This window comes from Streptomyces aurantiogriseus (assembly GCF_014649375.1).
Classification (GTDB): domain Bacteria; phylum Actinomycetota; class Actinomycetes; order Streptomycetales; family Streptomycetaceae; genus Streptomyces; species Streptomyces aurantiogriseus.
Genome location: NZ_BMSX01000005.1, coordinates 52,677 through 78,359 on the forward strand (window position 1 = coordinate 52,677; position 25,683 = coordinate 78,359).

The window sequence follows — 25,683 nt, forward strand, 5'->3', positions numbered from 1 at the left end:
GAATGGGCAGGCCCGCCCCCGGCGCGGGAGCGAGGCCGCCACCCACTGGCCGGATTCGACCGCCCCAGGATCACCGGATGCGGGCCTGTTCCTCGCCGTCGAGCACACCCAGAGCGCCAGGGCACCGGATTCCGCCTGGCGGTGAGCCCGCGGTGCCGTAGGGCCCAGGCTGACGGGCCCCAGGGGCATCCTGCTTGACGCTTCTGGAATGCCGGGCCTAAGTTTGCAGGAGGTCCTTATTGCGGTCCACTGGTCCACATCGCGGACCGAAGAAACGAAGGGCGCCATGACAGCGACAACGGAGTCCGCCGAGCCTGGCCCGGCCTTCCTACGAGGCGTACGCGTCCTGGATGTGACCGGGGCACTGGCCGGCCCCTACTGCACGACCATCCTGTCCGACCTCGGCGCGGACGTTCTCAAGATCGAACCGGTCAAGGGTGACGGCATGCGCGCCCGGCGGATGGGCCCGGAGCGCAGGTCGATCCCCTTCGACCTGACCCACCGCGACAAGCAGAGCCTCGCGGTCGACATGAAGTCCCCCGCCGGCGCCGACATCGTGCGCTCCCTGGCTCGACGCAGCGACGTTTTGGTGGAGAACTTCCGGGTGGGCGCGATGGCGCGGCTCGGACTGGGCTATGAGGATCTGCGGACGGAGTGCCCCGACCTCGTCTACTGCTCCATCTCCGGCTTCGGGCAGTTCGGCCCGATGCGCGACGCGAAGGGCATCGACCTGATCGCACAGGCCTACAGCGGGCTGATGTCCGTGACCGGGTCGATCGACGGGCAACTGGCCAAGGCAGGCTTCCCCATATCCGACGTGGGCACCGGCATGTGGGGAGCGATCGGCGTCCTGGCCGCCCTGCTGCGCGCACGCGCCGGTGGTGGCGGCGCGTACATCGACGTCGCGCTCGCGGATTCGGTGGCCGCCTGGTCGCTGTGGGAGGTCGCCGACTACGTGGCGACCGGGGTGGAACCGGCCCCGCTGGGCACGGCCCACCGCCTGGCCGCACCCTACGAGGCGTTCACCTGCCAGGACGGCGCCACTCTCGTGCTCGGTGCGGTCGACCGGGCGTGGGAGGCGCTGTGCGCCGTCCTGGAGCTCGATCTGCGCGACGATCCACGCTTCGCCACGGAGTACGAACGCTTCCTGCACCGGGCGCCCCTCGCGGAGATCATCCAGGCACGTTTCGCCACGGCTCCCCGGAATCACTGGATGGGCGCGCTGCGTGCGGCAGGGGTCCCCTGCGGTCCGGTCAACGGCATCAGCGACATCCTCTCCGACGAACAGTTCGCCGCGCGCGGCCTGTTCGTGCACGACGAGGAGCGCTTCGCGGAGCCGACGATCGTGAACACCCCCATCGTCGCCGACGGGGCGCCGCGCGCCCGTGGCCGCGCACCCGAACTGGGCGCGGACACCGTCGCGGTGCTGGCCGAGTTGGGATACGACGACGAGCAAATCGCCGCCCTGGTCGAGGTCGGTGTCGTCGGCGTGCACGATGCCGACGAGGCCACGGCCGGCGCCGCTCACGCGAGGACGGATGCGACCACATCGGCCGCCCGCAGCGCCGAGACGCGAAAATGAATCAGGAGGGCACCTTCATGACCACTGCGACGCCCGCTTCACCGGCGGACTGGACGGACGGACTCGGCCTCGCCCGGGTCCTGCACGGCGGTGGCCCCGTGGTCGCGCTGCGGCGGGACGGGGCGGCGAAGGCGCGCCTCGCCCTCGTGGACGGCCAGGTCTTCGACGACCTGCCCCCGCTGTTGGAGGCGGCTCAGGGCGACCCGGCGGCCATCGAGGCCGGCGCCGTGATCGACGCGCCGGACCATCGGCTGCGGAGCCCGGTCGGACGCCCGGGCAAGGTCATCTGCATCGGCCAGAACTACCTGGCACACGTGCACGAGGGCGGCCGGGACACGGGACCGGCTCACCCCGATCTCTTTCCGAAATGGCACACCTCACTGGCCGCGCCCTTCGCCGAAGTGGCCCTGCCACCGGAGTCGGACCAGATCGACTACGAGAGCGAGCTCGCCGTGGTCATCGGCGCCCGCGGACGTCGGATCGCGGCCGAGGACGCGGAGAGCATCATCTTCGGGTACACCGCGGCCAACGATGTCTCCGTCCGTGACTTCCAGTTCCATACGCCGGGGCGGGTCGCCGGCAAGGCCTGGGACGGTCTCACCCCCCTCGGCCCGGTCGTCGTGCCCGCCGCCCGACTCGGCGGCTCACGCCCCGACCTCGCCATCAGGGGCACGCTCGACGGGGAGGTGCTCCAGGACGACCGCACCTCCCGACTCATCTTCGGTGTACCGGAGTTGGTGGCCTACATCACCACCGTGATGACTCTGGAGCCGGGTGACCTGATCCTCACCGGCACTCCGGCGGGGGTGGGGTTCGTGCGCGAGCCGAAGGTGCTCCTGCGCGAGGGCTCGGAGTTCGAGGTGCGCATCGAGGGGATCGGCGCGCTGCGCAACCGCTTCGTGGCGGAGAAGGCCGGATGACCGCGGTGACCGAGACCTCCTCGCCACGGATCCGCACCGAGGTACGGGACGCGGTCGGCACCGTGGAGATCAGCAACCCGGCCCGGCGCAACGCGCTGTCCGTGGCGATGATGACCGAACTCGCCGCCTCACTCCGGGCGATGGACGAGGACCAGGACGTACGCGTGGTCGTCCTCCGCGGCGCCGGCGAACAGGCCTTCGTCTCCGGCGCGGACATCAGCGAGTTCCCGGGCCACCAGGACGAGGCTGCACGGCAGGCGGCGGACGACGCGGCCACGACGCTGTTCACACAGCTGTCGGCGCTCTCGGTGCCCGTCATCGCCCGCATCCACGGCTACTGCCTGGGCGCGGGTATGGCCCTCGCCCTGGGCGCGGACCTGCGCTGTGCGGACACCCGCAGTGTCCTGGCCATCCCGGCCGCCCGCCTGGGCGTCGGCTACCCCTTGGCGCAGACCGCCGCGCTCGTCCAGACCGTGGGGCCGTCGGTTGCGAGCGACCTGCTGTTCACCGGACGCCGGCTGCCGGCCGCCGAGGCGTACGCCGTGGGCCTGGTGGACCGGGTCGTCGAACCCGACGAGTTGGGCAAGGTCGTCGACGAACTCGCGGCCACCATCGCGGCGAACGCCCCCCTGTCCGTCCGCGCCGCCAAGGCGGCCGTACAAGCCGTCCGCCGCCTGAGCGAGGGCGACGAAGCGGCGGGCAGCGCCGCGCTGGGCCGCGCGATCGAGGCCGTCGCCCGCTGCCGCACCTCGAACGACCTCCGCGAAGGCGCCCTCGCCTTCCTGGAGAAGCGGCCCCCGCGCTTCACCGGCTGCTGACACCCACTGCACGATCGACGACGGGAGCACCCCGGCATGGGGACATCACTGAAGGGCCGGACCATCGTCATGTCCGGCGGCAGCCGTGGCATCGGACTCGCCATACTCACCGCCGCGGCCCGCCAGGGCGCCAACGCGGTGTTCCTGGCCAAGACCGACACACCCGACCCGAGGCTGCCGGGCACCGTGCACACGGCGGTCGCCGAGATCGAGGCAGCCGGCGGATCCGCCGTCGCGGTGGTCGGCGACGTCCGCGAGGAGGCCGACGTCGAGCGCGCGGTCGCCACCGCGGTCGACCGGTTCGGCGGCGTCGACATCTGCGTCAACAATGCCAGCGCCCTCGATGTGCGGGGAACCGAGGAACTGCCCGTCAAGCGCTTCGACCTCATGCAGTCGATCAACAGCAGGGGCACGTTCCTGCTGACCCGGGCCTGCCTGCCGTACCTGAAGCAGTCCGACCACGCCCATGTCCTGACCCTGTCGCCGCCGCTCAACCTCGCCCCGCGCTGGCTCGGCGCCCATCCCGGCTACACCGTCTCGAAGTACGGAATGACGCTGCTCACCCTCGGCTGGGCGGCCGAGTTCGCGGAGCACGGCATCGCCGCGAACTGCCTGTGGCCGCAGACCATGATCGCGACCGCCGCCGTGGCCAACGTCCTCGGCGGCGAGAGCCTCGCCTCCCGGTCACGCGGCCCCGAGATCATGGCGGACGCGGCCCTCGCCGTGCTCTCCCGCCCACCGCGTGAACAGACCGGCCAGACCCTCGTCGACGCCGACGTCCTGACCGCAGCCGGCATCACGGATCTCGCCCGGTACGGCGGGGGTCAGGATCCGGAGCTCGACCTCTTCGTGGATCCGCCGCAGGGGGGATGACCGTCCGGTCGTGCGGGCGGAACCGGGCCACGCGACCGGACGGGATCGCCGACCGATCGCGCTCCGCGCGTCCACCGCGATCGAGCCTCAGGCAAGTTCGTCGGCGTACGCGCGGTCGGCGGACCGGCGCAGGCACTGCCGCGGAGCACGGGCCGCCGCACCAGGACCCGAGGTTGTACCCGCGACGCTTGTGCCGGACCGGCTTTCGAGACCTGCCGATGCTGATCATCGGCAGGTCATCGGCCGTTGTAGGTCGCCTTGCCGGGGCCGTCGCGGAGGAACGAGGCGACCGCGTCGCGCAGGTCGTCGGTGGCGAAGAGGGCACCGGACACCGCCGGAACGGCGTCGTCCGCGGCCCGCACACCGTCGCGGACCGCCGTCGCGACCAGCCGCTTGGTCGCCGCGTGGGCGCAGGTGGGGCCGGCGGCGACGCGGCGCGCGTACTCCCGCGCGGCTTCGGTGAAGCCTTCGTCGGGAAGAACGCGGTTCACCACGTTCCAGCGCTCCAGGGTGGCCGCCGCATAGCGCTCCCCTGTGTAGATCAGTTCACGGGCTCTGGCCGGCCCGGCGCGCTCGGCCAGGCGCTGGGGCCCTCCCATCGAGGGTGTCAGCCCTACGACGGTTTCCACCAGCCCGAAGGTCGCGGACTTCGCGGCCAGCAGGATGTCGCAGGCCAGAGCGATCTCGAACGCCGCGGTGAGGGTCAGCCCGTGGGCGGCGAAGACCGTCGGCACCGGCAGATCCTCCAACGCCTGGACGATCCGCAGCAGTCGCTTGAACAGCGTCTCGGCGTCCTGCACCGCACCGGGGCTTTCCGCGATCGCGGCGAACACCGCCACGTCGACGCCCCCGGAGACGACGTTGCCCCGAGCCTCGACCAGCACCGCTCTGGCGCGACCGGGGCGCGCCGGATCGGTGACGGCGGCAAGCTCGTCGACGACCTGCTCCCATGCGGTGAACACCGCCTCGTCGAAGAGGTTCAGCGGCGGCTTGTCGAGTACGACGACCGCGAGGTCGCCGTCGGTGTCGTACTCGATACGGACCGGTGATGTCATCGGTTTCGTCCCTTCACAACCATGTGGCATCGGCATCCAGCGTCGTCGTGTCCAGGCTCGCGAGGAGGTCGAACTGCGCTGCGGTACGGGGCAGTTCATAGCGGTAGAAGTAGTGGCAGGCCTTCCGCTTGCCCTGCCGGAGGGAATCGTCGCCGTCGCCGGTGGCGAGGAGCTGCTCCAGCCAGATCCAGGCCACGACGGCATGCCCGGCGGCCTCCAGATACAACGACGCGTTGGCCAGGCGAACGCCGGCGGGCACGTCGGCGGTGTGGATCGTCCGGGTCACCTCGACGAGCCGGGTGAGGGCCTGATCGAGAGCGGCCGCGAGATCAGGTGCTTCCCCGCCTACGGCACAGGCCCGCTCGATCGTGGTCCGGACGAGCGCTTCGAGAGCGGCAGGGCCGGCCCCCTCGTCCATGACCACGTTGCGGTCCAGCAGGTCGAGGGCCTGAATTCCAATGGGTTCCCTCGTGGAAACATCTTTTCATCGCTCCTGTTGAGCACCGCCAATCCGAAGGCAGAGGCGGTCCGCAATTCGGACCAGTGAACCAGAATACGGTCCAATAGAAAGCTAGGTCGGATTCGGCATCTGGTCAAGAAGCGAAGGGGCGCCGGGACCCACCTGGCGAGCTGGCCGATGGCGGCTCCGGTCACCACCTGTCGAAGATCGAGTGCCTCACTGGGCCCTGGCCGACAGGATGTTGGCCGCGCGGCCGGCCGGGCGGGAATTCGGGGCGGTCGGCCGCGGGGATGCGGGACCACGGCCGCGCGGACGCCGGTAGAGCGCCTGCGCGGCCGTGGTCTTCGTTGCAGTGCCGGGAGTTGTGCGCGGGGCGGGCAGGAGGGTTCGCCCCGCCGTCGTTCAGCGGCCGGTGACCTCGATGTAGGTGGAGCCGGTGACCGGGCGGTGGCCGTAGGTGCCGGTGACGGCGGCGCTGCCTTCGAGGCGGCCCGGCACCAGTTCCTGGTTCTCGGCGTAGACCTTGACGTTCAGCTTGGCGTTCTCACCCGGGATGGTGACCTTCCAGCGCGTGGGGAAGCTCCTGCCGGAGTCCGGGCTGGTCCAGCGGGTGGACTCGTCAGGCGTGACGATCGCCTCGCCGACGGTCTGGGTGCCGTCGGGCTTCTGGACGGTCGCCCAGGTGTTCTCCTTGTCGCTCTCCGTCTTCCAGAGGCTGACCTTGTCGCCGTTGGACAGGTTGATGTTCATCCAGGTCCACGAGGCTTTGACCGTGGCGAAGTTGGGAAGGGGGCCCCACTGGCGGTCCAGCCAGGACTGCCCGCGGACCTTCTCGGTGCGGCCGTTGAGCGTCAGCGTCCCGGAGGTGTCCACGGCGGGGAAGGCGTACTGGTAGTTCGGGTACTTCGTGTCGCCGAACATGGGGTAGTACCCCGTCCCTGCGTTGTAGAGGACGTTCCCCTGGGGACGGAGCGTGACGTCGAAGGTTCCCTCGGGGACCTTGGCCCGCAGCTTCTGCTCCTTGGTGTCGCCGGTCCAGGTGATGTTGTCGGTGTGGATGTCCACGCCCTGCTTGTCGGACAGACCCGTCCGGGAAGGGAGAGTGATATTCGACTTGGCGTACCAGCCGGTGTCCTCATTGGTGATCGACATGGCTGAGACGACGCGCCCCTGCTTGGCGTCGCCAGTGTTCAGAAAGTGGGCCAGGAGTCCGTACCGGTGACCTCCGGCGGTCACGTGCGCGGTCAGGTACCAGGACTCGTTGAGCTTGTTGGGGTCGGCGGCGAGGTCCGCGGCGGGGTCGACGGCGACCGGAAGACTGGTCTGCTTCAGCCCCTGCTTGGATGTGGTGCTGTGCGCCGCGGCCGGGCCGGCGGCGGTGGTCGCGGTGGCCGATCCTCCCGCGGCCAGGGTGAGCGAGGCGATGAGCGCGGCGGCGACGGCGGCCGCGCAACGGTGGTCTTGCGCATGATCACTCCTTGTGGGGGTGTTCTACAGAGATGCACACGGCTAACAAGTGAACGAAACTGTTCCGTACTTCCGCTGACTGCAGTTAGGGATGGAAGGTGAGCCGTTCGATGGAGGGGGCTGGTCCTGCTGCTGAGACCGGGTTCCTCGGCACACAATCAATCCGGGAGCCTCGCGGGAGCCATGGCTTGCGCGGCTCCGGGCGGCCACTGGCGTGCGGTTCCCGGTGGTTACGCGGTGGCGCCGGTCTGCGGGGTGAACGCGGGGACAGCGGCCTGCGGGGTCAACTCCACCGGGTGGGCCTGCTCGACTCGGTCACGCCGCGTGTACATGTCCCAGTAGTGCTCGGCGAGTACGTCCGGGTGGACGACAGGGAACTCCACGCCGGTGTCCGGAAGCTCGATGTCGCCCTTGGCGGTTGCCTCGGCCGCCTCGCTGCCGGTGATCATGGCGGCGATGGTGAGGGTGCCGGCGTAGACGCCGGTGCCGGCGAGTTCGCCGTTGAGCGAGTACACGTAGTTGCGGGCGGCGGACATCACCGGGCCCGGGCCGCTGAGGTGAGGCACGCCCAGCACGGCCGAGTAGCCGGTCGTCATCAGGAGGGCGCCGTCGCCGCGTTCGGTCATCTCCGGCAGTACGGCGCGGAACACCTCCACCGGGGTCAGGAGGAGCACCCGGGAGATCCTTTCCAGGGTGGCCGCGTCCAGCTGGGCGGCCGGGGCGAATGCCTGGTCGGCGCCGGTCGGCCCGTACTCGACGACGTCGATCCGGCCGAAGTGGTCGCGTACGGCGTCCACCAGGGCGGGAACCCGCGCGGGATCGGACAGGTCGGCGGGGAAGGCGGCGGCCTCGACGCCCTCGTCGGTGAGTTGTGCCACCAGGGCGTCGAGCCGCTCCTTGCGGCGGGCCACCAGGGCAACACAGAAGCCTTCCCTGCCGAACCGGCGGGCAACGGACAGGCCCAGGCCCGTACCGGCACCGAAGACAGCGATCACTTTGGACACGGGAGTTCTCCTTGGTGTGAGCTATCTCAACTGGCCCCTACCGGGCTTCGTACACGAGAAACGCTAGGCGTCCGGGAACCGCGAATCTTGGTACCCAGGAGAGCAATGACGCGGACGCGGTGGTACCGCGGTACCACCTGGAGTCCCCTGCCAGCCTGGTCGACGGCCTTGAGGTGCTCGTGGACACGCTCACCATGGACCGAGCTCGGGTGTGCGGCCCTTCGTTGGGCTTGCGTGATCGCGCTGTCCTCCGCAGTGCGCCATCGCGGCCGTGTGCCTCCTCCCGCACTGGTGGACACGAGCGCCGCGGTGCGATCGACCCATGTCGCGCTGGAGACGGGCTGGAGCGCATGCTCGGCGACGACCTCCGCCTGCCTCCGCACAGGTACCGACACCAGGTACTGGTGGTCATCGCGGGAACCGACGCACTGCTCCGGACCTCACATCGCACGACGGGCCGTCCGCGGGTGACGTCGAACGACCGCACTTGGCGCACCGGCAATGCCCATGGCATGAGCGTGGCGTGACGGGGTTCAACGCGACGTTCGTCAAGACGCGCCGGCACTTCCGTTTCGTCAAGTCGCGCTCGACCGGCGTCCACTCGCTGCCGATCACTTGCCCGGCGCCACTCACCAGTTCGCAGCGCACGATGCATCGCGGAGCGTCCCATAGGCCTCGTCGCTCCTGCCCTTGGCGATTCAGCCCTCCTGAAGGCGCAACCTGTCGTGACTTCTGACGTCAGCCGAGCGCGTCCGTGCAGTTCGGAGGCCTTTCGAACCGGTGGACGTCGAGGAGGAGGGACTACGCGCGTGACGCCGGACGCTCATCGTCGGCGCCGGGCAAGCGCCACAGGTCCCTCGCTCCTCACTCGGGGGCGCTCGGGCGGGCGAGGCCCAGGTCGTAGGCGAGGATGACGGCCTGGATGCGGTCGCGGGCTCCCAGCTTCGCCAGGACACGGCCGACATAGGTCTTCACGGTGGACTCCGACAGCACCAGCCGCTCGGCGATCTCACCATTGGTCCAGCCCTGACCGATGGCGACGAAGATCTCGCGTTCGCGTTCGGTCAGCGAGCGGACCCTGGGGTCGTCGTCCGGTGTGCGGCTGGGCGAGGCCTGGGGCAGGTGCTGGGCGTAGGTGTCCAGCAGTCGGCGCGTGAGTGCCGGGGCGATGACGGCGTCGCCGCCCGCGACCGCGCGGATCCCGGCCAGGAGTTCATCGGGTTGGGCGTCCTTGAGGAGGAAGCCGCTGGCTCCCGCGCGCAGGGCCGCGTGGGCGTACTCGTCCAGGTCGAAGGTGGTCAGGACGAGGACCCGGGAGCGACCGCCGGAGGCGATGATGCGGCGGGTGGCTTCGATACCGTCCATGCCGGGCATCCGGACGTCCATGAGGATCACGTCGGGACGGAGTTCGGCGGCCATGCGGACGGCCTCACCGCCGTGCTCCGCCTCGCCGACGACCTCGGTGCCGGGGGAACTCTCCAGGAGCATGCGGAAGCCGAAGCGCTGCAGCGGCTGGTCGTCCACGATGAGCACGGTCGTCATTCGGCACCACCCGCGTGGGCAGGACGGTGGAGACCGCTGATCGGGCTGAGGTCGAGGACGGCCCGCACCGCCCAGCCTCCGCCGGGAGCCGGTCCTGCGGTGACAGTCCCGTTGTACAGGGCGGCGCGCTCTCTCATACCGGTCAGGCCTTGTCCTTGGTCGCGGGGTGGTTCCGGCCGGGCGGCTCCCTGAACCGGGCCGGTGTCGTGGACGTCGATGCGCAGTTCCATGTCCCGGGCGGTCACCGTCAGGTCGATTCGCGTGTCGCGGCCCGCGTGTTTGAGGGCGTTGGTAAGCGCTTCCTGGACGATACGGTAGACGGTCAGCTGGACACCACGGTCGAGGTTGTCCAACTCGCCGCTGGTGCGGTAGACGACCTGCGGACCGGCGGCGCGGATACGGGCGCACAGGGCGTCGATGTCCGCGAGGCGGGGCTGCGGGCTGAGCTCGGCGGTGTCGGCGGTGTGCTGGTCGCGTAGGACGCCGAGGGTGCGGCGCAGTTCACCCAGTGCCTGGCGTCCGGTGTCTCCGATCATGAGCAGGGCCTGTTTGCCGCGTTCGGGGGTGAGGTCGGCCGCTCGTGCGCCGCCGTCCGCGAGGGTGATGATGACGGAGAGGTTGTGGCCGACGATGTCGTGCATCTCGCGGGCGACTCGGGTGCGTTCGGCGGCGGCGGCCAGTTGGCTGCGCTGGTCGCGTTCGATCTCCAGACGGGCCGCGCGGTCGTGCAGGGCCGCCAGCTGGGCGCGTCGAACGCGTACGGCGAGGCCCAGCGCGACCGCGGCGACGACGGTGGTGCCCAGGAAGAACATCCCGTCCACGATCGACACCTCGCCCCTCAGCCGCACGGCGACCAGCCCCATGGCGAGGACCGGCGCGGCGCAGGCCACGGGCAGATGGCGCGGCCGCCCGTGCAGCGCAAGGTTGTAGAGGGCGATCAGCACGGCCATCCCGGCGCGTAGCCAGACCCCCAGCGCGCACACGACGAAGAACACCGCGGCGATCATGGCGAAGGTCATGGCAGGCCTTCTGCGCCGCCACAGCAGGGGCAGCAGCAGGCCCGCCTGCAGCGCGACCGTCCCCGGCCAGGGCAGGCGGGTGAAGTCGACGTCGAATTCCTCCGGCTGCTCCGGGGAGATCAGGTCGGGCAAGCACAGCATGGGAATCAGGACGACGACCAGACCGGCGTCCAGCAGCCACGGACGCTTCCGGTCGATCTCCCTCAAGCGCTGCCCGATACAGGACGCCCGCCTGACCAGGGGGTGGTCCCACCTGGCCTCGATTCCTCCCGGTGACGGGTGGGAGGCCGTCCCCGGCAGGGTGGCGTCGTCGGTGCTCATGGGGTGTCCCCTGTCCATCGTGGCTCAGAACGGCCGGGCGGTGCGGTACCGGCCAGGCCGGTACCGCACCGCCCGAGAGGAAGGGCCGGGTTACGCATCTTTCCGCACCAGACGGTACGCGGCGCCGGCCAGTGCGAGCGCGCTCCAGCCGAGCAGGACCAGGAGTCCGGCGGTGGGCGACAGGCTCGCCGCGTCGTGGGTCAGCGAGTACAGCGACTCACCCGCGTTGGTGGGCAGGTACTTGTTGACGTCGTCCTCCCACGAGTTGGGCAGCAGCGAGGTCAGATTGGGTACCAGCATCAGCGTGCCGACCAGGACGGAGATGCCGCCCGCGACGGAGCGGAACAGCGCGCCCAGCGCGGTGCCGATCACGGCGATCAGGCCGAGGTACACACCCGCGCCCAGCAGGCTGCGGACGACGCCGGAGTCGGACAGCGAGAGTTCCGCCGCGGTGCCGGAGACCAGTTCGTTCCCGATCAGGAAGGCGACCAAGGCGCCGATGGTGCCGACGGCGAAAGTGACCAGTCCGAACACCGCCGACTTCGACCACAGCACCGGCAGCCGGCGCGGGACGGCGGCGAGTGTGGAGCGGATCATGCCGGTGGAGTACTCGCCGGCGGTGACCATCACGCCCAGAATGCCGAACGCCATCTGCGCGAGGGAGATACCGAACAGGGACAGGCCCAGCGCGTCGGCGTTGCTCAGGTCCCCGCCCGGTCCGCCGTCGTCGAGGCCGCTGCCGGACCCGTACTGCGCGGCGGCGATGACACCGAACGCGATCAGGAACACCAGGCCCAGGGCCAGGGTGATCCAGGTGGAACGAAGGGTCCACAGTTTGGCCCACTCCGAGCGCAGCACCCGCAGTCCGGTGACCTTGTACCGCGGACGTGCCGGCTGTGCGGCCTCGGGCGAGGACGGGGACGTCGTGGTGGCGTTGTGGGTCTCGGTCATCGTGGTCATGCCGCCCTCCCAGGGGTGTCGACGGTGGAGGCGCCGTGGTACTCGACGGCGTCGTGGGTCAGTTCCATGAACGCCTGCTCCAGGGAGACGGTCCTGGAGCTGAGCTCGAACAGGGGGATGCCGTGCTCGGCGGCCTTGAGGCCGATGGCACGCGCGGACAGGCCGGCCACGTGCAGATGATCGGAGCCGACCTCGCCGGTGATCTCGACACCGGGGCCGGAGAGAACCTCCCGCAGACGGGCGGGCTGGTCGCAGGCCACGGTCACGGCGTCCCCGCCGTACTGGCGCACCAGTTCCTGCACGGTGGTGTCGGCCAGCAGACGTCCGCGTCCGACGATGATCAGGTGATCGGCGACCAGTGCCATCTCGCTCATGAGGTGGGAGGAGACGAAGACGGTACGGCCCTCTTCGGCAAGCCCGGTCAGCAGGTTGCGGATCCACAGCACGCCGTCGGGGTCCAGCCCGTTGACCGGTTCGTCGAGCATGACGGTGGCCGGATCGCCCAGCAGCGCCGCGGCGATGCCCAGCCGCTGCCCCATGCCGAGGGAGAAGGCACCGGCGCGCTTCTTGGCCACCGCCTGCAGCCCGGTCATCTCGATGACCTCCTCCACCCGGCGGCGCGGAATGCCGTGGGTGTGGGCCTGCACCATCAGGTGGTCGAACGCGGACCGGCCCGGGTGGATCGACTTGGCCTCCAAAAGCGCGCCGATCTCCTGCAACGGCGCGGAGTGGCGGTCATAGCGCTTGCCGTTGACCGTCACACTGCCGCTGGACGGTGCGTCCAGGCCGACGATCATGCGCATGGTGGTGGACTTGCCGGCCCCGTTCGGGCCGAGGAATCCGGTGACGGTACCGGGCTTGACGACGAAGTCCAGGCGGTCGACCGCCGTCTTCTCGCCGTACCGCTTCGTCAGTTGCTGTGCTTCGATCATGGTCACTACCTCGCATCTGGCTATTGGCCCCTACCGGGCTTCGTTCACCAGAAACGCTAGGAGTCCGGGAGCCGCGCATCTTGGTACCCAGGGGAGCAATGACGCGGACGCGGTGGTACCGCGGTACCACCTGGAGTGGAACGTCCGTACCGGCCCCGGCACTTGTCTGGTCGCCGCCTGCCGTGGTCGGGAAGTGGGACAGTGCGTCCTCCCGCGCGCGGAACGGCGGCGGAGCGACTCCCATTACGCGGTGACCGGACGAGGTCCCGCCACGGAGGCCGTGCTCTGCGGGCACGCCGGACGGTGACCACCTGCGATGCCTCCGCACCCGTACCGACACCAGGTACTGGTGGTCATCGCGGGAACCGACACACTGCTCCGGGCCCGCATCGCACGACGACCAAGGAGCCGGCGCCGGCCAAGCGCCGTCTTCCGGCCCCGGTCCGTGATCACTGCACACCGCCTGCCGCACCGTCGCCGACCACCTGGCACCGGCCGGCGGGGACCCCCGGCACGGCCCCCGCGGTCAGCCCGGCACCGGACACCTCACGCCGGAGGAGGCGCCAGGTGTGCTCGCGGCCGGACTCATCGCTCTCGCCGCTGCCAACTGACCCGAACCGCGCCACTGGTCGGCCGACGCACCGTGCCAGCGGGCTGACCGGGTGGGCGGCGCGCCCGCTTCGGCGAGGGACTCGTCGCTGCCGAGGCCGGTCGGCTTGCTGGGATCGTCCTCCGGTTGGAACGGACTCCGCGCCCGCACTTCGGCGGTGTTCCGACTGTCGGCGAAGACGACCAGGCGCAGCACCAGGAAGCGTCCTATTCCGGCGGCCCCGGAGGCACCGAGATAGACGGCCTGCTGCCAGAACATCCCGGCCGACGGTTGCAGCGCGTCGAGTGTGAGCACCGCGGCGGTGGTCACCACGTATGCGGCCGTGGCCGACCCCGCGGACTGCAGGTGCCGGCGCCATCCTGCACGCCGTCCGGTCCTGAAAGTGACGAGTGCGTGGAGTTCCGTGCACAGCAGGGTCGTGACGACTGTGATCAGCGCGTTCGCCACAGGCCACGGCAACAGCTCGGCCGTCCACGGCACCGCGGCGCTGGCGGCGAGACTGACTCCGCCGCCGCACAGGACGAACCAGGCGAAGGAGGCGAGTGGGCTGCGAGCAGCCGGCGCCGGGTGTGTGTCGTCCGTGCCGGTCTGGATCCACTCAGTGCTCTGCGGCCCTGTCATTGTTTCCCCCTGCGCCCGGGGACCGATCCCCTCCTGGCTTGCTTTCCTGCCACGCTAGGAGTCGGTGAATCGGAAACGGTGGTACCCGCGGGGTCAATGACGGCCCGGCCGTGGTACTGCGGTACCACGGCCGGGCAGTGGGAGCATTCCCGCGCCGCGTGTCCTGCCGAGTCCCGAGGTCTCCGGCTGCGCGGTGGGCCCCGCCGCCCTGCCGAGTCGGCGATGGCAGTACCCAAGAAAGGCGAGGGAGACGGGGTTTGGCCGCAGGACGGTCCGCAAGTACCTCTCGGCCCAGGGGCTGGCTGCGCCGCCGCGCCGCACGTCGAACGACCAGCACCGAGGCCGGATCGTCGATGAGGTCGCACCACTGATCGACGCGATGCTGCGGTCCGAGATCCTTGTGACGTAGGGTCCTGTCGTCATTCCAGCCCGCGCCTGCCCGGCGCCCAGAACGGCTTGGTGAGGACCGACCGCCGGTCCCAGCCTGCCTCCCGCACGAGCACCTGCCGCACCGCTTGCACGGTCCGCGCCTCCCCGGCGACATACGCGACGCCGCCGGGCGGAGGAGCGAGTCGTCGTACCGAGGCCGGCAGCGATGTATCGCCCCTGACCAGCCAGTCGAGGCGGGCGCCGTGGGCAAGCGGCAGCCGGTCCGCCGGCGTCTCCGTCTCCACGCAGCCCGAGACCCGTGCGCCCTCGGGGAGCGCGGCCAGCATCGCCCCGAAAGCGACGGCCGCAGTCTCGTCCCCGGCGAAGACATGGTGCGTGGCGTCCGGGCGCAGCACGAAGGAGCCCTCCGGCCTGCTCAGCCGCACCTGGTCTCCCACCTCGGCGGTCCGCCCCCACCGGGCGCCGGGCCCGGCGCCCGGATGATCCAGCACGCACAGTTCGACGGCACCGGCGGGTTCGTAGTGCCACACCGAGTACGTACGCCGGGTCAGCCCGTTGCCCACCAGTACGCGCACCTGCTGTCCGGGCCGCACCGCCAGCCCGGCGAGCGCGTCGCCCTCGATACGGAGCCGGCGCATGCGGGCGGCGATCGGCTCGGTGGCCGTGACGGTTCCGCGCAGCATCAGCAGGTCGAGGACGGGATCCAGCAGGGCGGGCATGGCGAGCTCCGGGTGGGAGAGGGACAACCGGGCGACGAGGGAGGGGAGTTCTGACACGATCGGGTGGAGGCGGGCCTTGGCACAGGTGGCCGGGCGGCCTGACCAGCGGGGCGGACGTGGCCGGGCCGGCGCGTGGTCAGCGCACCGAGCTCAGTGGCATGACCCTGCGGTACGTCGGCACCGCGATCGCCGCGACCGCGACGTGCATCAGGAGCAGTGCCACCACACCGGTCACCTCGCCGTCGCCGAACTGGAAGAAGTCCGGAACGAAGGAGACCACGACGACCGAGGGGACGAGCCGGCGGAGCAGCCGTTCGGGATCGCGGGAAAACCTGCGGACGACGGCCCATCCGACGGTTCCTCCCAGCACTCCCAGCGTGGTCAGGAAGATGTACGACGAGGGCTCCAACGGGTCGAAGTCATCCGGTGCACCCAGCGCGTGCGCCAGCACCGCGATCAGCGCGTTCACCAAAGAGGACAGCAGGATGGCGATGACCACACCTCCCGCCACCACGAGCGGACCCCGACGTGAGGGAAGCGTCTCAGAGACAGGGGACATGGCAACTCCAGATTGTGAGAGGGAACATGGTCAGTTCTTGGCGCTACTGGTGGCGTCCACTTGCTGAAGGAGACGGCCGGCGTTGACGCCGGTACGCCTGTCGGCTGCGCGCCGTGTCGCAGCCAGGAGATAGGTGACGGCAGCTGCGAAGACCAGCAGGGCGGTCCAGTCGTTCAGGCGCAGGCCGAGGATGTGGTGGGCCTCGTCCACCCGCAGGTACTCGATCCAGAAGCGGCCGACGGTGTACGCGGCGGCGTACACGGCGAACGTCCGGCCCCGGTCGAGGCGGAAGCGGCGATCCGCCCACACGACCAGGGCGACCACCCCAAGACACCACAACGACTCGTACAGGAACGCGGGATGGTAAGTGGCCAGGTCCGGGGTGGCCTCCGGCCGGTGTGCGGGGTCGATCTCCAGGGCCCAGGGGAGGGTGGTGGCCCGCCCGTACAGTTCCTGGTTGAACCAGTTGCCCCAGCGGCCGATGGCCTGGCCCAGCGCGATGCCGGGAGCGACGGCGTCGGCGAACGCGGACAGGGCAACGCCCTTGCGGCGGCAGCCGATCCAGGCTCCGAGAGCCCCGCCGGCGATGGCACCCCAGATGCCGATGCCTCCGTCCCAGACGAACAGGGCTTTGAGGGGATCGCCGCCTTTGCCGAAGTACGGCTCGCTGGACGTGATCACGTGGTAGAGGCGGGCGCCGACCACGCCGAACGGGACCGCCCACAGGGCGATGTCCGTCACGACGGTCTTCTCTCCGCCGCGTGCGGCCCAGCGACGGCCGCCCAGCCACACCGCGGCGGCGATGCCGAGGATCAGCATCAGTGAGTAGCCGCGCAGCGGCAGCGGCCCCAGGTGGACCTCACTGATGGACGGGCTGGGAATGAAGGCCAGGTTCACTGGTGGTTCCTCACAAGGTGCGGTGGAGAGAAGGCCGTCGGCCGCGGGGCTGATCGTCGCCGCCCGCGCCCGTCCCGCACATCGACCGATCGACGCGCCCTTCGTCCACCGATCGGTGGACCCGCCCCCACTGGCCGGCTGATTCTCCCGCTACGCGGCTGCGCCTACTCTGATGGTCATGGCATTGCAACAGGCGTGGGAGTGGGAGCGGTGGAAGGCTGTGGGGCAGCACGCCTTCTTCGCCACCGTGCTCGCCCTGTCCGTGCCGGGTGCGCTGGCCGGGGCGGACATGACGATCGGCGCGGCGCTGTCGCGGATCGGCCCGGCGGTGGGACTCGCCCTTTGGTACGCGTACTGGATCGCGCTGCGCGGCGGAGCCGATCGCCCGCCGCTGCCCTACCTCGTCGGGGCCTTGGCCGGGTGGGCGTTCATGGCCGTGGTGGACCCCGCGTTCCTCCCGGTCGCCGTGGCGGTACTGAGCCCGTACTGGCTGCGGCGGGCCTGGTGGTCGGCCGGCGGAGTGCTGGTGCTGGGCGCCGCCTGGTCGTGGCAGAGCCTCACCACGGACGGATCCGTCGACGTACGGGAGCTCACAGGCTGCGTGCTCGGCACCGCGGTGGCCGTCACCATCACCTGCTACGTCGCCACCCTCGACCACGAGAGCCACAAGCGTCAGCGGCTCCTGGACGAGCTCACCGCCACCCAGGCAGAACGAGCCGCGGCGGAACGCCAGGCGGGCACCCTGGCCGAACGCCAGCGCCTGGCCCGTGAGGTCCACGACACGCTGACCCAGGGGTTCGCGTCCATCGCCATGCTGCTGGACGCCGCACGTGACGACCTGCCCCCCGACTCCCCTGCGGCCCGTCGCGTCGAGCAGGCCATGCGCACGGCCCGGGACAACCTCGCCGAGAGCCGCCGCCTCGTGCACGCCCTGCGCCCCGCGCCGCTGGACCGCACGCACCTGGCGGACGCGGTCCGCGAACTCACCGCCCGGCTGGCGGAGGAGACCGGCACCGAGGCCTACACGGTCGTCACCGGCCGGCCCGTCGCCCTGCCCCCCAGCACCGAGGGCGAGTTGCTGCGCGTCGTGCAGGAGGCACTGACCAACGCCCGGCGCCACGCCCGCCCGGTGAGCGTGTCGGTCACGCTCTCCTACCTCGGTGATGTCCTGGCGATCGACATCCAGGACGACGGCACCGGTTTCGCACCCGCTTCCCGGCATACGGGCATCGGGCTGATCACCATGCGGGAGCGCATCGCCGCCTTGCACGGCACGTTCGCGGTGGAAAGCACCCCGGGCGAGGGTACGACCGTCGCCGTCACGGTGCCGCTCCCGGCCGAGCCTCCGTCCTCCGAACCCTCAGCCGCCGTGTCGGGCACCGACCGGATGGCCCCGGCGTCATGAGGGCTTCGACCGGTCCCACGATCCGGGTCCTCCTCGCCGACGACCATCCCGTGGTCCGCGACGGGCTTGCCGCCATGCTCTCCACCCAGCCCGACCTCACGGTCGTCGGCGAAGCCTCCACCGGTGCCGAGGCACTGCACCAGACCGCCTCACTCGCGCCCGACGTCGTGCTGATGGACCTGCAGATGCCCGGCATGGACGGCACCGCCGCGACCGCCGCCATCCGCGCCGCCCACCCCGAGGTGCGGGTGCTCGTCCTGACCACCTACGACACGGACGCCGACATCACTGCCGCCGTCGACGCCGGCGCGGTCGGCTACCTGCTCAAGGACACCGGACGGCACGAGCTGTGCGAGGCCGTCCGTACCGCCGCCCGGGGAGGCGCGGCGCTGTCGCCCTCGGTGGCCGCCAAGGTCCTCGCCCATATGCGCGGCGACCAGGGCGCCGGCCTGTCCGGCAGGGAACTCGAAGTCCTGTCCGCCGTGGCCCGCGGGCAGAGCAACAAGCAGATCGCCCGCGCCCTGCGCCTGTCCGAGGCCACGGTCAAGACCCATCTGCTGCACATCTACGCCAAGCTCGACGTCGGCGACCGGACCGCCGCCGTCACCGCCGCACTGGGCCGGGGAATCATCCGCATGGACTGAGCGCCGGCGACGTCGTCGTGCCGGTCGCCGTTGCCGCTCCGCGAACGCCGCCTGCTGACAGGCACGTTCGCCGCCTCGGAACCGCCGGACCTGTCACTCGATCAGCACCGCGCTGTCGGCGAGCGGACGTGCGTACCGGCTGTGCACCCGAGCCGACAGCGTCCCGCACACCGGACACGCGGCCGTTCCACGGCCGTCCGGGCCCGCACGGCCACCAACTCGCCTTCGGGCATGACGTTTTCACCGCGATACCCGCGGCCGTTTCATGGTCGCGGTGTGTCGTTCAGCCGTACGGTGACGAGGACGCGGCCCTTGTCGCCTCGCTGGGCGACGGCATGGCCTTCTCGATCCGACCCTTCCAGCTGGAGCGATATCGGGCCCCCGTCCCCCGTGAAGTTGCGCCACCAGTTCTTGGCGTCAGGGAAGGCCACGGCGATCGTGACGATGTCGCCTTTGCGCTGGTAGGCCACCGGAGTACTGAACGTTCGTCCCGACCGCCGCCCCGTGTATGTGACGACGGTGAGATAGCGACGGACCCACCTCCCCCACCGACGCGACGAACGGAGTCTCACGACCCAGGCGTTGAAACCGCCGATCGCTCGCCGCCTCAGTCCCCCACTGTTCCGCATGATGCCTCCCGGGCTCGATTCCCGATCATGATCCTGGTGGCCGACCGGAGCTTACAGACTGTCCCTGACCCAATAACCGCTCCCAGGTGCCGTCCGCCGACCCACAGCCGGCGCCGGCGTCCAAGGCAGCGATCGGAGGACATGGTCGTCCTCCGATCGCAGACATGACGGGCGCGGGGTGTTCATCCTCATGCGTTCCAGACGACCGGCGCCTTGTGGCTCCACGTGCCCTGCTCGACGGTGTCCAGGAGGAAGCCGGCGAGGTCGGCGCGGTTGATCCGCGTGCCCGGCTTGTCGGTCCCGGCCTCGGCGGCCCGCACCGGGGTGACGACGGGCTTGTCGGCGAGCAAGACCGCCCGGACGAGGGTCCAGTCGGTGTCGGAGGCGCGCACGGCCTCGTCCACGCCGTCGTGGTCGTCGAAGGTGGCCTTGAGGTTGGAGAGCTTGACGAGGGCCTTGAAGGCCGGGTTGACCGAGGCCCGGCCGTCTCCGGTGTTCTGCGTGGAGGTGAGGACGATCCGGCGGATGTTCTGCTCGCCCATCACGGTCAGGGTGTTGCGGGTGGCGTCGGTCATGAACATGGGTGGGCTGACGGACTTGGCCCAGGGGTTGTCGGATGCACGGGAGTTGTTGAGCGCGCTGATCACCGCCTCGCTGCCCTGGGCGGCCTTGCGGATGTCGTCGATGTTCGAGGGCGTGCCCTGGATCAGCTCGACGCCGACCGGAGCCTGGACGGTGTCGGGGTTGCGCACCAGCGCGCGGACCCGGTGGCCGCGTGCGGCGGCCTGAGTGAGCACATGGATTCCGGTGCGGCCACTGCCGCCGAGGATGAGCAGGTTGGTCATAACACTCACCTAGGTAGGGGTCAGACGACGGACGTGGCTTGGGCGGTCGCGGGACGGGAGCGGTCGCGCTGCGGCCTGATGGAGGAGGTTGATGAACACAAGTGCCTTGTCCACCTCGCTGTGCGGAACGGTCTTCAGGGGCGGGTGGATGGCTCGGGTTCCGGGGTGGGGCTGTCCGGCGAAGGGGCCGGGAGGGGTTCGTCGGGCGGGTCGACGGGGAGGTGGGGCATCCTGCGGTCCAGCCAGGCCGGGAGCCACCGGTTGGCCTTGCCGAACAGGTGCATGGATGCCGGGACCAGGATGGTGCGCAGGACGAAGGCGTCCAGGGCGACCGCGGCAGACAGGCCGATACCGAACTCGGCGATCGTGCGCTGGCCGCCGAAGACGAAGGCGATGAAGACGCAGACCATGATGGCGGAGGCGGCGGTGATGACCCGCGCCGTCTCCACCTGGCCGACGCGCACCGCTCGGGCGTTGTCTTTGGTCTGCACCCATTCCTCGTGCATCCGGCTGACCAGGAACACCTGGTAGTCCATAGCCAGGCCGAACAGGATGGAGATCATCATCACGGGGAGGAAGGCTTCCACCGGACCCGCCCTGCCGAGCCCCAGCCCCACTGGAACACCGCGATCAGGATGCCGAAAGAGGCTCCGGCGGCCAGCAGGTTCATCACCGCCGCGACGGCCGGGATCAGCAGGCTGCGGAAAGCGAGCATGAGCAGCAGCCCGCCGAGGATGACGATCACCGCGATGAACAGCGGCAGCTTGCCGGTGAGCACGGTCGCGAAGTCGTCGAATATGGCGGTCGGTCCGCCGACGTGGACCTTCAGCGCGGTGCCCTTCTCGGCTGCGGGGATCACCTCGTCGCGCAGGCGGTCGATCAGGTCGGAGGTCTCCTCGTCCTGGGGGGAGGTGGTGGGGACGACCTGGACGATGCCCACCGTGGAGCCGGGCCGGATGGGCATCGCGTTGACGCTCGCCACCCCTTCGACGTTCTCCAGCCGGGCGGACAGTTCCGTCAGGGCGGCCTTGTCCGCGGCCGAGGGGGCCTCGGCGACCAGCTGCAGCGGCCCGTTGAAGCCGGGGCCGAACCCGTCGGCCAGCAGGTCGTAGGCCTTGCGGGTGGTGGTGGACGCCGGGTTGTTGCCCGCGTCGGACGACCCCAGGCGCAGGGAGAACACGGGAAGGGTGAGGGTGACCATCACCACCAGTGCGACCAGGGACAGCACTCGCGGGCGCCGCTCGACCAGAGCGGCCCAGCGGACCCAGGGGCCGGACGTGGCGGCGCCCAACACAGCCTCTCCCTCGCCGAGGCACGCCTGCTCGCCGACCTCGACGAGGACGACGCCCGCCAACTCCGCCATCTCCTCATGCGGGTGGCCCAGACGGCTCAGCGCGAGGCGCTCGCCCCCGAGAGCGACTGCTGAGCAGACCCGAGGCCCCGCGCGGAGTGTCGCCAGGTCAACTCCCGCCATGCGGCGACCTTGCCCGACGCGTTCCGGTGAGCCGGGCGTCGGCCACACCGCAGGGGCAGGGCCTCCGCATCGCGCCCGGCTGACCTGCCGTCAGCGCCACGGGCGGCCGCGAGCCGCGCCGATGCGCCGGTGGCGTGGCCGTACTTCAGCGACCCGGCACGACGCGGCAGGTCGTCCCAGTGGCCGGCGAGCAGGTCCCCGGAAGGGGCGGGGCGTCGAGATCGAGCAGCAGCGCACGTGCGCGCTCGACGAGGTCACGATCACCTGGTTCGCCGAGCTCGTGATCCGTGCGCGAAGAGCCGATTCTGGATGTGGCCGACCGCGCGTCCCACGGCGTCGGCCACGTCCCGCACCCGGGCCGTCGGCATGCGACTGATCGGTGCCGCGACGCCGACGCTGCCGGCCGGCTGCCCGAACAGGTCGAGGATCGGCATCCCCACCGCGGCGACGCCCGGAGTGATCTGGTCCTCGATGTAGGCGAAGCCCTGGCGTCGGGTCTGGGCGATGAGCTCGTCGAGGGTCTGTTCGGTGATCCCCCAGTCGTGCTCGAGCGGCTCCACGACGTCGCTCAGCACGTCGTCGCGTTCCGGTTGCTCGATGGCCGCGAGGATGGCGAGACCGGCGGCGCCCACACCGAGCGGACGGCGGCTGCCGATGCGCAGGGTGACGACCTGAATGGGCGCCGGGCCGCTTTCGACTTCCAGACAGACGGCCTCCGACCCGCTGCGCATCATGAGGAAGACGGTGTCACCCAATTCGGTCGCGAGCGTGACCAGGGCAGGGCGGCTACGGCTCCGGATGTCGAACTGCTGGGCGGCGGCGACACCGAGCTCGAAGGCGAGCGGTCCGAGCGAGTACATGCCGTCGGGTGCGTCCTGGCGCACCAGATGAGCTTCGCGGAGCTGGCTCAGGACTCGGTGGGCGGACGAGTGGGGCAGGCCGCATCTCTCGGCGATCTGGGTCAGCGCGAGACCGCCGGGCCCGGCGCTCGCGAGAGCCTTCAGTACGACGACTCCACGCTTGAGCGAGCCCACGGCTCCTGTCTGCGGCATGGTCCGGATAGTGGATCCCTTGGACCTCCGAAGTCAAGAGCAGCCCATGCAACAGCCCAGTGGCCGCACGAAAGAGGAGGGAGAACCGTCTTTCCGATAAACGGAAACCTCTCCTGACAGCTGTGCGGACGGTCTCTTCAATGGGTGACGCAAAGCCGACCGACTGGGAAGGACCGCACAGTGAAGCTGGGCAGTTTGGTTGAAGGAGGCCGTGACGGCACTCTCGTCGTCCTCGATCGCACACTGACCCGTGCCGTGCCGGCGACCGGGATCGCGTCGACGCTCCAGGCCGCGCTCGAGAACTGGACCGAGGTGGAGGAGCCGCTGCGGAAACTGAGCGAGGCCCTCGACGGGGACGGCGTGACCGGCGCCCTGCGCGTCGACGACCTCGAGATGGCGAGTCCGCTTCCCAGGAGCCACCAGTTCCTCGACGGCTCCGGCTACCTCGACCACATGCGCAAGGCGCGAGCGGCTCGAGGGGCGGAAATGCCGCCGAACTGGGAGACGGAGCCCCTGATGTACCAGGGCCTGTCCGACCGTTTCCTCAAGGCCCGGGACGAGATGGTGATCCCCGACGAGGAGCTCGGTCTCGACTACGAGGCCGAGATCGCGGTCGTGCTCGACGACGTTCCGATGGGCACCCCCGTCGAGCAGGCGGGGGCCCACATCAAGCTGTTCGTCCTGCTCAACGACTACACGCTGCGGACCCTGACGCAGACCGAGCTTCCCAAGGGCTTCGGATTCCTCCAGGCGAAGCCGACCAGCGGCTTCGCCCTCGCGGCGGTGACCCCCGACGAGCTCGGCAGCCGGTGGGACGGTGAGCGCGTCCACCTCCGGGTGCGGACCAGCCGCAACGGATCGATCGTCGGCGAACCCGACTCGGGCACCGGCATGTACTTCACGTACCCGCAGTTCATCGCCCACGCCGCTCGTACGCGAGACCTCGCCGCCGGCACCATCCTCGGCGCGGGCGCGGTCTCCAACGAGGGCGCCGAGAGCGGGCACGGATGTCTCGCCGAGGTGCGCATCTGGGAGACCTCGACCTACGGCGCCGTACGCACCCCCTGGCTCCGTCATGGCGACGTGCTCGAAATGGAGGCCTTCTCCGACGGAGAGTCGGTCTTCGGCCCGCTCGAGCACCGCATCACGGCGATGAACAAGACGGGCGAGCCTGCGGGCGAGCGGCGATGAAGCGGTACGACGCGGTGATCGCGGGCATGGGCCCGACCGGGGTCACTCTCGCCCATCTCCTCGCTCGCAGAGGGTGGAGCGTCCTGATCGTGGACCCCGCGCACGAGGTGTATCCGCTGCCCCGGGCGATCACCGCCGATCACGAGGTGATGAGAACCTTCCAGGCCATCGGCATCGCCGATGAGGTCGCACGCGAGAGCATCCCTCATCCGGGATCGGACTATCTCGGCGTCGACGGCCGACTCATCAAGACGTTCTACCCGGCTCCGCCTCCGAACCCGCTGGGTTGGGAAGCGAACTTCCTCTTCTACCAGCCCTGGCTCGAATCCCGGTTGAGGCGGGAGCTGGAGCGCTACGGGAACGTCGAACAGCGACCGGGGACCTCGCTCGTCGACGCGGCCGAGAACGCGGACTCGGTCGTGGTCGTCCTTGAGCACGACGGAGAGACGGAACGCGTCGAGGCGGAGTTCCTGGTCGGTTGCGACGGCGCGAGGAGCCGGACCCGCTCACTCGTCGAGCCCACGATCACCGACCTCGATTTCGACGAGTGGTGGGTGATCGTCGACGCCAACCTCGTCGCCGACACCGACCTTCCCTCCAGGGCCACGCAGTACTGTCAGCCCTCCCGGCCGGGCTCCTTCATCATCGGACCGGGCTCGCTCCGGCGCTGGGAGATCAAGGTGCTTCCGTCGGAAGACCCCCAGGACTTCAAAGACGATGCCGTGCTGAGAAGGGTCCTGTCCCATTTCGTCGATGTCGACGCTGTCGAGATCGCCCGGGTCGCCGTCTACCGGTTCCACGCCCTGGTCGCCGACAACTGGCGACGCGGACGCATCCTGCTCGCCGGCGACGCGGCTCATCAGATGCCGCCCTTCCTCGGGCAGGGCATGTGCTCCGGAATCCGGGATGCCGCCGGACTCGCCTGGAAACTCGACGCCGTCGCCAAGCGCGGCTGGCCTGAAGACGTGTTGGACACCTACGAGGCCGAAATGCGTCCGCACGTGCGCGAGGTCGTCGGGCTCGCGAAGGAGTTCGGCAAGATCATCGGCGAGCTCGATCCGGACCGCGCGAGGGCTCGGGACGCCCGGCTCCGCGAGGCACGCCGACTGCGTCCGGACCCCACCCGGCAGCAGGTCATACCGCCGCTGTCGGCAGGGCTGATCGCGTCGCCGCCGAACGTGGCGGCGGGCACCCAGTTCCCTCAGCCGTGGGTGAGGGACGCGGGCGGTGACCGGGTCCGCCTCGACGAGGTACTGGGCGACTGGTTCGCCGTCGTGAGCATCGAGAACGACGACGAATCCCGGGCCTGCGCAGGCGACGGCACCGGACGGTTCTTCGAGAGCGCGTGCCGAGCACTCGGTGCCCGGCACGTAGCTGTCAGGAGATCGACCGGTGGCGAGAACGGCCGTACGGCGACCGGGACGGCGGACGCGGAGGTGGTCGACCTCGACGGCACCCTCGTGGACTGGGCCTCCCAGCTGGGGATCTCCTGGGCGGTCGTCCGGCCGGACCGTTACGTCTATGGCACGGCCACCTCTCAAGGCGCGGTCCTCGGGCTCGTGGAGGAGCTGTGCCTGCGGGGAGAGGTGCTCGCGTCCGAGCCGGTCGTCGAACGGCACTGAGGCGCTCCGCTGGATGAACGGTGACAAACCCGCGGGCCGGTGGGGGCTGGTCGCTTCCCCACTCTCGGCTCC

General features: G+C 70.3%; 23 protein-coding genes and 1 pseudogene. 8 read left to right on the top strand and 16 right to left on the bottom strand.

Annotated features, from left to right (window positions below; translation table 11 throughout):
- Positions 1–286: 286 nt before the first annotated feature.
- From IE263_RS12590 to IE263_RS12605, 4 genes are read left to right on the top strand one after another with little or no spacing between them, the layout of a single operon-like run.
- Positions 287–1,582, top strand: coding sequence for a CaiB/BaiF CoA transferase family protein (locus tag IE263_RS12590; RefSeq protein ID WP_189935491.1), 1,296 nt, complete (start codon positions 287–289; stop codon positions 1,580–1,582).
- Between the two features lie 17 nt (positions 1,583–1,599).
- A complete protein-coding gene (locus tag IE263_RS12595; protein WP_189935493.1) occupies positions 1,600–2,502 on the top strand; it encodes a fumarylacetoacetate hydrolase family protein in 903 nt (300 codons plus the stop codon).
- Complete coding sequence (locus IE263_RS12600) at positions 2,499–3,320, top strand: enoyl-CoA hydratase-related protein (protein WP_189935495.1); 822 nt, start codon at positions 2,499–2,501, stop codon at positions 3,318–3,320. Before IE263_RS12595 ends, IE263_RS12600 begins: the two co-directional genes overlap by 4 nt.
- 36 nt (positions 3,321–3,356) lie before the next feature.
- The gene (locus tag IE263_RS12605; protein WP_189935497.1) at positions 3,357–4,193 is read left to right on the top strand and encodes an SDR family oxidoreductase; all 837 of its coding nucleotides are present in this window, start codon (positions 3,357–3,359) and stop codon (positions 4,191–4,193) included.
- A gap of 236 nt (positions 4,194–4,429) precedes the next feature.
- Here IE263_RS12605 and IE263_RS12610 read toward each other — a convergent pair whose 3' ends face one another.
- The 12 genes from IE263_RS12610 to lgt all read right to left on the bottom strand — a co-directional run bounded on the left by IE263_RS12610 (position 4,430) and on the right by lgt (position 16,749).
- Entirely contained in the window at positions 4,430–5,248 is an 819-nt protein-coding gene (locus IE263_RS12610; protein WP_189935499.1) for an enoyl-CoA hydratase/isomerase family protein, read from the bottom strand.
- 13 nt (positions 5,249–5,261) lie between these two features.
- The gene (locus IE263_RS12615) at positions 5,262–5,666 is read right to left on the bottom strand and encodes an acyl-CoA dehydrogenase C-terminal domain-containing protein (protein WP_189935501.1); all 405 of its coding nucleotides are present in this window, start codon (positions 5,664–5,666) and stop codon (positions 5,262–5,264) included.
- Between the two features lie 444 nt (positions 5,667–6,110).
- Positions 6,111–6,944 carry a lipocalin-like domain-containing protein gene (locus tag IE263_RS12620; RefSeq protein WP_229910941.1) on the bottom strand — a complete coding sequence of 278 codons (834 nt, stop codon included), beginning with the start codon at positions 6,942–6,944 and terminating at the stop codon, positions 6,111–6,113.
- A gap of 461 nt (positions 6,945–7,405) precedes the next feature.
- Positions 7,406–8,179: an SDR family NAD(P)-dependent oxidoreductase gene (locus tag IE263_RS12625; RefSeq protein WP_189935503.1), complete on the bottom strand. Its 774-nt coding sequence runs from the start codon at positions 8,177–8,179 to the stop codon at positions 7,406–7,408.
- An 864-nt stretch (positions 8,180–9,043) separates the two neighbouring features.
- Positions 9,044–9,721: a response regulator gene (locus IE263_RS12630; protein ID WP_189935505.1), complete on the bottom strand. Its 678-nt coding sequence runs from the start codon at positions 9,719–9,721 to the stop codon at positions 9,044–9,046.
- Positions 9,718–11,061 carry a sensor histidine kinase gene (locus IE263_RS12635; protein WP_189935507.1) on the bottom strand — a complete coding sequence of 448 codons (1,344 nt, stop codon included), beginning with the start codon at positions 11,059–11,061 and terminating at the stop codon, positions 9,718–9,720. The genes IE263_RS12630 and IE263_RS12635 overlap by 4 nt, the downstream gene beginning before the upstream one ends.
- A 90-nt stretch (positions 11,062–11,151) precedes the next feature.
- Positions 11,152–12,012, bottom strand: a complete 861-nt coding sequence (locus IE263_RS12640; protein ID WP_189936259.1) for an ABC-2 transporter permease — start codon at positions 12,010–12,012, stop codon at positions 11,152–11,154.
- Positions 12,013–12,017: 5 nt separating this feature from the next.
- The gene (locus IE263_RS12645; protein ID WP_189935510.1) at positions 12,018–12,953 is read right to left on the bottom strand and encodes an ATP-binding cassette domain-containing protein; all 936 of its coding nucleotides are present in this window, start codon (positions 12,951–12,953) and stop codon (positions 12,018–12,020) included.
- Positions 12,954–13,479: 526 nt separating this feature from the next.
- Positions 13,480–14,184, bottom strand: a complete 705-nt coding sequence (locus IE263_RS49710; protein ID WP_189935512.1) for a GtrA domain-containing protein — start codon at positions 14,182–14,184, stop codon at positions 13,480–13,482.
- Positions 14,185–14,603: 419 nt separating this feature from the next.
- Positions 14,604–15,293: a siderophore-interacting protein gene (locus IE263_RS12655; RefSeq protein WP_189936261.1), complete on the bottom strand. Its 690-nt coding sequence runs from the start codon at positions 15,291–15,293 to the stop codon at positions 14,604–14,606.
- A gap of 136 nt (positions 15,294–15,429) precedes the next feature.
- Positions 15,430–15,852 (bottom strand): DUF6069 family protein, encoded by a 423-nt coding sequence (locus IE263_RS12660; RefSeq protein WP_189935514.1) that lies wholly within the window; start codon positions 15,850–15,852, stop codon positions 15,430–15,432.
- A 30-nt stretch (positions 15,853–15,882) separates the two neighbouring features.
- Positions 15,883–16,749, bottom strand: a complete 867-nt coding sequence (gene lgt, locus IE263_RS12665) for a prolipoprotein diacylglyceryl transferase (protein ID WP_189935516.1) — start codon at positions 16,747–16,749, stop codon at positions 15,883–15,885.
- Between the two features lie 178 nt (positions 16,750–16,927).
- Here lgt and IE263_RS12670 point away from each other — a divergent pair, with 178 nt between their 5' ends.
- The gene (locus IE263_RS12670; protein ID WP_189935518.1) at positions 16,928–18,154 is read left to right on the top strand and encodes a sensor histidine kinase; all 1,227 of its coding nucleotides are present in this window, start codon (positions 16,928–16,930) and stop codon (positions 18,152–18,154) included.
- A complete protein-coding gene (locus IE263_RS12675) occupies positions 18,151–18,798 on the top strand; it encodes a response regulator (protein ID WP_189935520.1) in 648 nt (215 codons plus the stop codon). Before IE263_RS12670 ends, IE263_RS12675 begins: the two co-directional genes overlap by 4 nt.
- A 263-nt stretch (positions 18,799–19,061) precedes the next feature.
- Here the strand turns inward: IE263_RS12675 and IE263_RS49715 are convergent, their stop codons facing one another.
- The 4 genes and pseudogenes from IE263_RS49715 to IE263_RS12695 all read right to left on the bottom strand — a co-directional run bounded on the left by IE263_RS49715 (position 19,062) and on the right by IE263_RS12695 (position 22,798).
- Positions 19,062–19,268, bottom strand: a complete 207-nt coding sequence (locus IE263_RS49715) for a hypothetical protein (protein WP_308430612.1) — start codon at positions 19,266–19,268, stop codon at positions 19,062–19,064.
- A 347-nt stretch (positions 19,269–19,615) separates the two neighbouring features.
- On the bottom strand, positions 19,616–20,272 hold the full coding sequence (locus IE263_RS12685; protein WP_189935524.1) for an NAD(P)-dependent oxidoreductase: 657 nt from the start codon (positions 20,270–20,272) through the stop codon (positions 19,616–19,618).
- 134 nt (positions 20,273–20,406) lie between these two features.
- Positions 20,407–21,548: pseudogene (locus tag IE263_RS12690) on the bottom strand (MMPL family transporter); the annotation flags it as partial.
- Positions 21,549–22,006: 458 nt separating this feature from the next.
- The gene (locus tag IE263_RS12695) at positions 22,007–22,798 is read right to left on the bottom strand and encodes an IclR family transcriptional regulator (RefSeq protein ID WP_189935526.1); all 792 of its coding nucleotides are present in this window, start codon (positions 22,796–22,798) and stop codon (positions 22,007–22,009) included.
- Positions 22,799–22,978: 180 nt separating this feature from the next.
- On the opposite strand from IE263_RS12695, the gene IE263_RS12700 reads away from it, so the two are divergent.
- Together IE263_RS12700 and mhpA are read left to right on the top strand one after the other, a co-directional pair.
- Complete coding sequence (locus tag IE263_RS12700) at positions 22,979–23,989, top strand: fumarylacetoacetate hydrolase family protein (protein WP_189935528.1); 1,011 nt, start codon at positions 22,979–22,981, stop codon at positions 23,987–23,989.
- The gene (gene mhpA, locus IE263_RS12705) at positions 23,986–25,611 is read left to right on the top strand and encodes a bifunctional 3-(3-hydroxy-phenyl)propionate/3-hydroxycinnamic acid hydroxylase MhpA (protein ID WP_189935530.1); all 1,626 of its coding nucleotides are present in this window, start codon (positions 23,986–23,988) and stop codon (positions 25,609–25,611) included. Before IE263_RS12700 ends, mhpA begins: the two co-directional genes overlap by 4 nt.
- The last annotated feature ends 72 nt before the right edge of the window (positions 25,612–25,683 follow it).

Coding starts and splice junctions, on each gene's coding strand:
- IE263_RS12630 (WP_189935505.1), bottom strand. CDS start 9,721: ATGACGACCGTGCTCATCGTGGACGACCAGCCGCTGCAGCGCTTCGGC.
- IE263_RS12670 (WP_189935518.1), top strand. CDS start 16,928: ATGGCATTGCAACAGGCGTGGGAGTGGGAGCGGTGGAAGGCTGTGGGG.
- IE263_RS12645 (WP_189935510.1), bottom strand. CDS start 12,953: ATGATCGAAGCACAGCAACTGACGAAGCGGTACGGCGAGAAGACGGCG.
- IE263_RS12640 (WP_189936259.1), bottom strand. CDS start 12,012: ATGACCGAGACCCACAACGCCACCACGACGTCCCCGTCCTCGCCCGAG.
- IE263_RS49710 (WP_189935512.1), bottom strand. CDS start 14,184: ATGACAGGGCCGCAGAGCACTGAGTGGATCCAGACCGGCACGGACGAC.
- IE263_RS12615 (WP_189935501.1), bottom strand. CDS start 5,666: ATGGACGAGGGGGCCGGCCCTGCCGCTCTCGAAGCGCTCGTCCGGACC.
- IE263_RS12685 (WP_189935524.1), bottom strand. CDS start 20,272: ATGACCAACCTGCTCATCCTCGGCGGCAGTGGCCGCACCGGAATCCAT.
- IE263_RS12635 (WP_189935507.1), bottom strand. CDS start 11,061: ATGAGCACCGACGACGCCACCCTGCCGGGGACGGCCTCCCACCCGTCA.
- IE263_RS12600 (WP_189935495.1), top strand. CDS start 2,499: ATGACCGCGGTGACCGAGACCTCCTCGCCACGGATCCGCACCGAGGTA.
- IE263_RS12610 (WP_189935499.1), bottom strand. CDS start 5,248: ATGACATCACCGGTCCGTATCGAGTACGACACCGACGGCGACCTCGCG.
- mhpA (WP_189935530.1), top strand. CDS start 23,986: ATGAAGCGGTACGACGCGGTGATCGCGGGCATGGGCCCGACCGGGGTC.
- IE263_RS12695 (WP_189935526.1), bottom strand. CDS start 22,798: ATGCCGCAGACAGGAGCCGTGGGCTCGCTCAAGCGTGGAGTCGTCGTA.
- IE263_RS12660 (WP_189935514.1), bottom strand. CDS start 15,852: ATGTCCCCTGTCTCTGAGACGCTTCCCTCACGTCGGGGTCCGCTCGTG.
- IE263_RS12675 (WP_189935520.1), top strand. CDS start 18,151: ATGAGGGCTTCGACCGGTCCCACGATCCGGGTCCTCCTCGCCGACGAC.
- IE263_RS12590 (WP_189935491.1), top strand. CDS start 287: ATGACAGCGACAACGGAGTCCGCCGAGCCTGGCCCGGCCTTCCTACGA.
- IE263_RS12595 (WP_189935493.1), top strand. CDS start 1,600: ATGACCACTGCGACGCCCGCTTCACCGGCGGACTGGACGGACGGACTC.
- IE263_RS12655 (WP_189936261.1), bottom strand. CDS start 15,293: ATGCCCGCCCTGCTGGATCCCGTCCTCGACCTGCTGATGCTGCGCGGA.
- IE263_RS12605 (WP_189935497.1), top strand. CDS start 3,357: ATGGGGACATCACTGAAGGGCCGGACCATCGTCATGTCCGGCGGCAGC.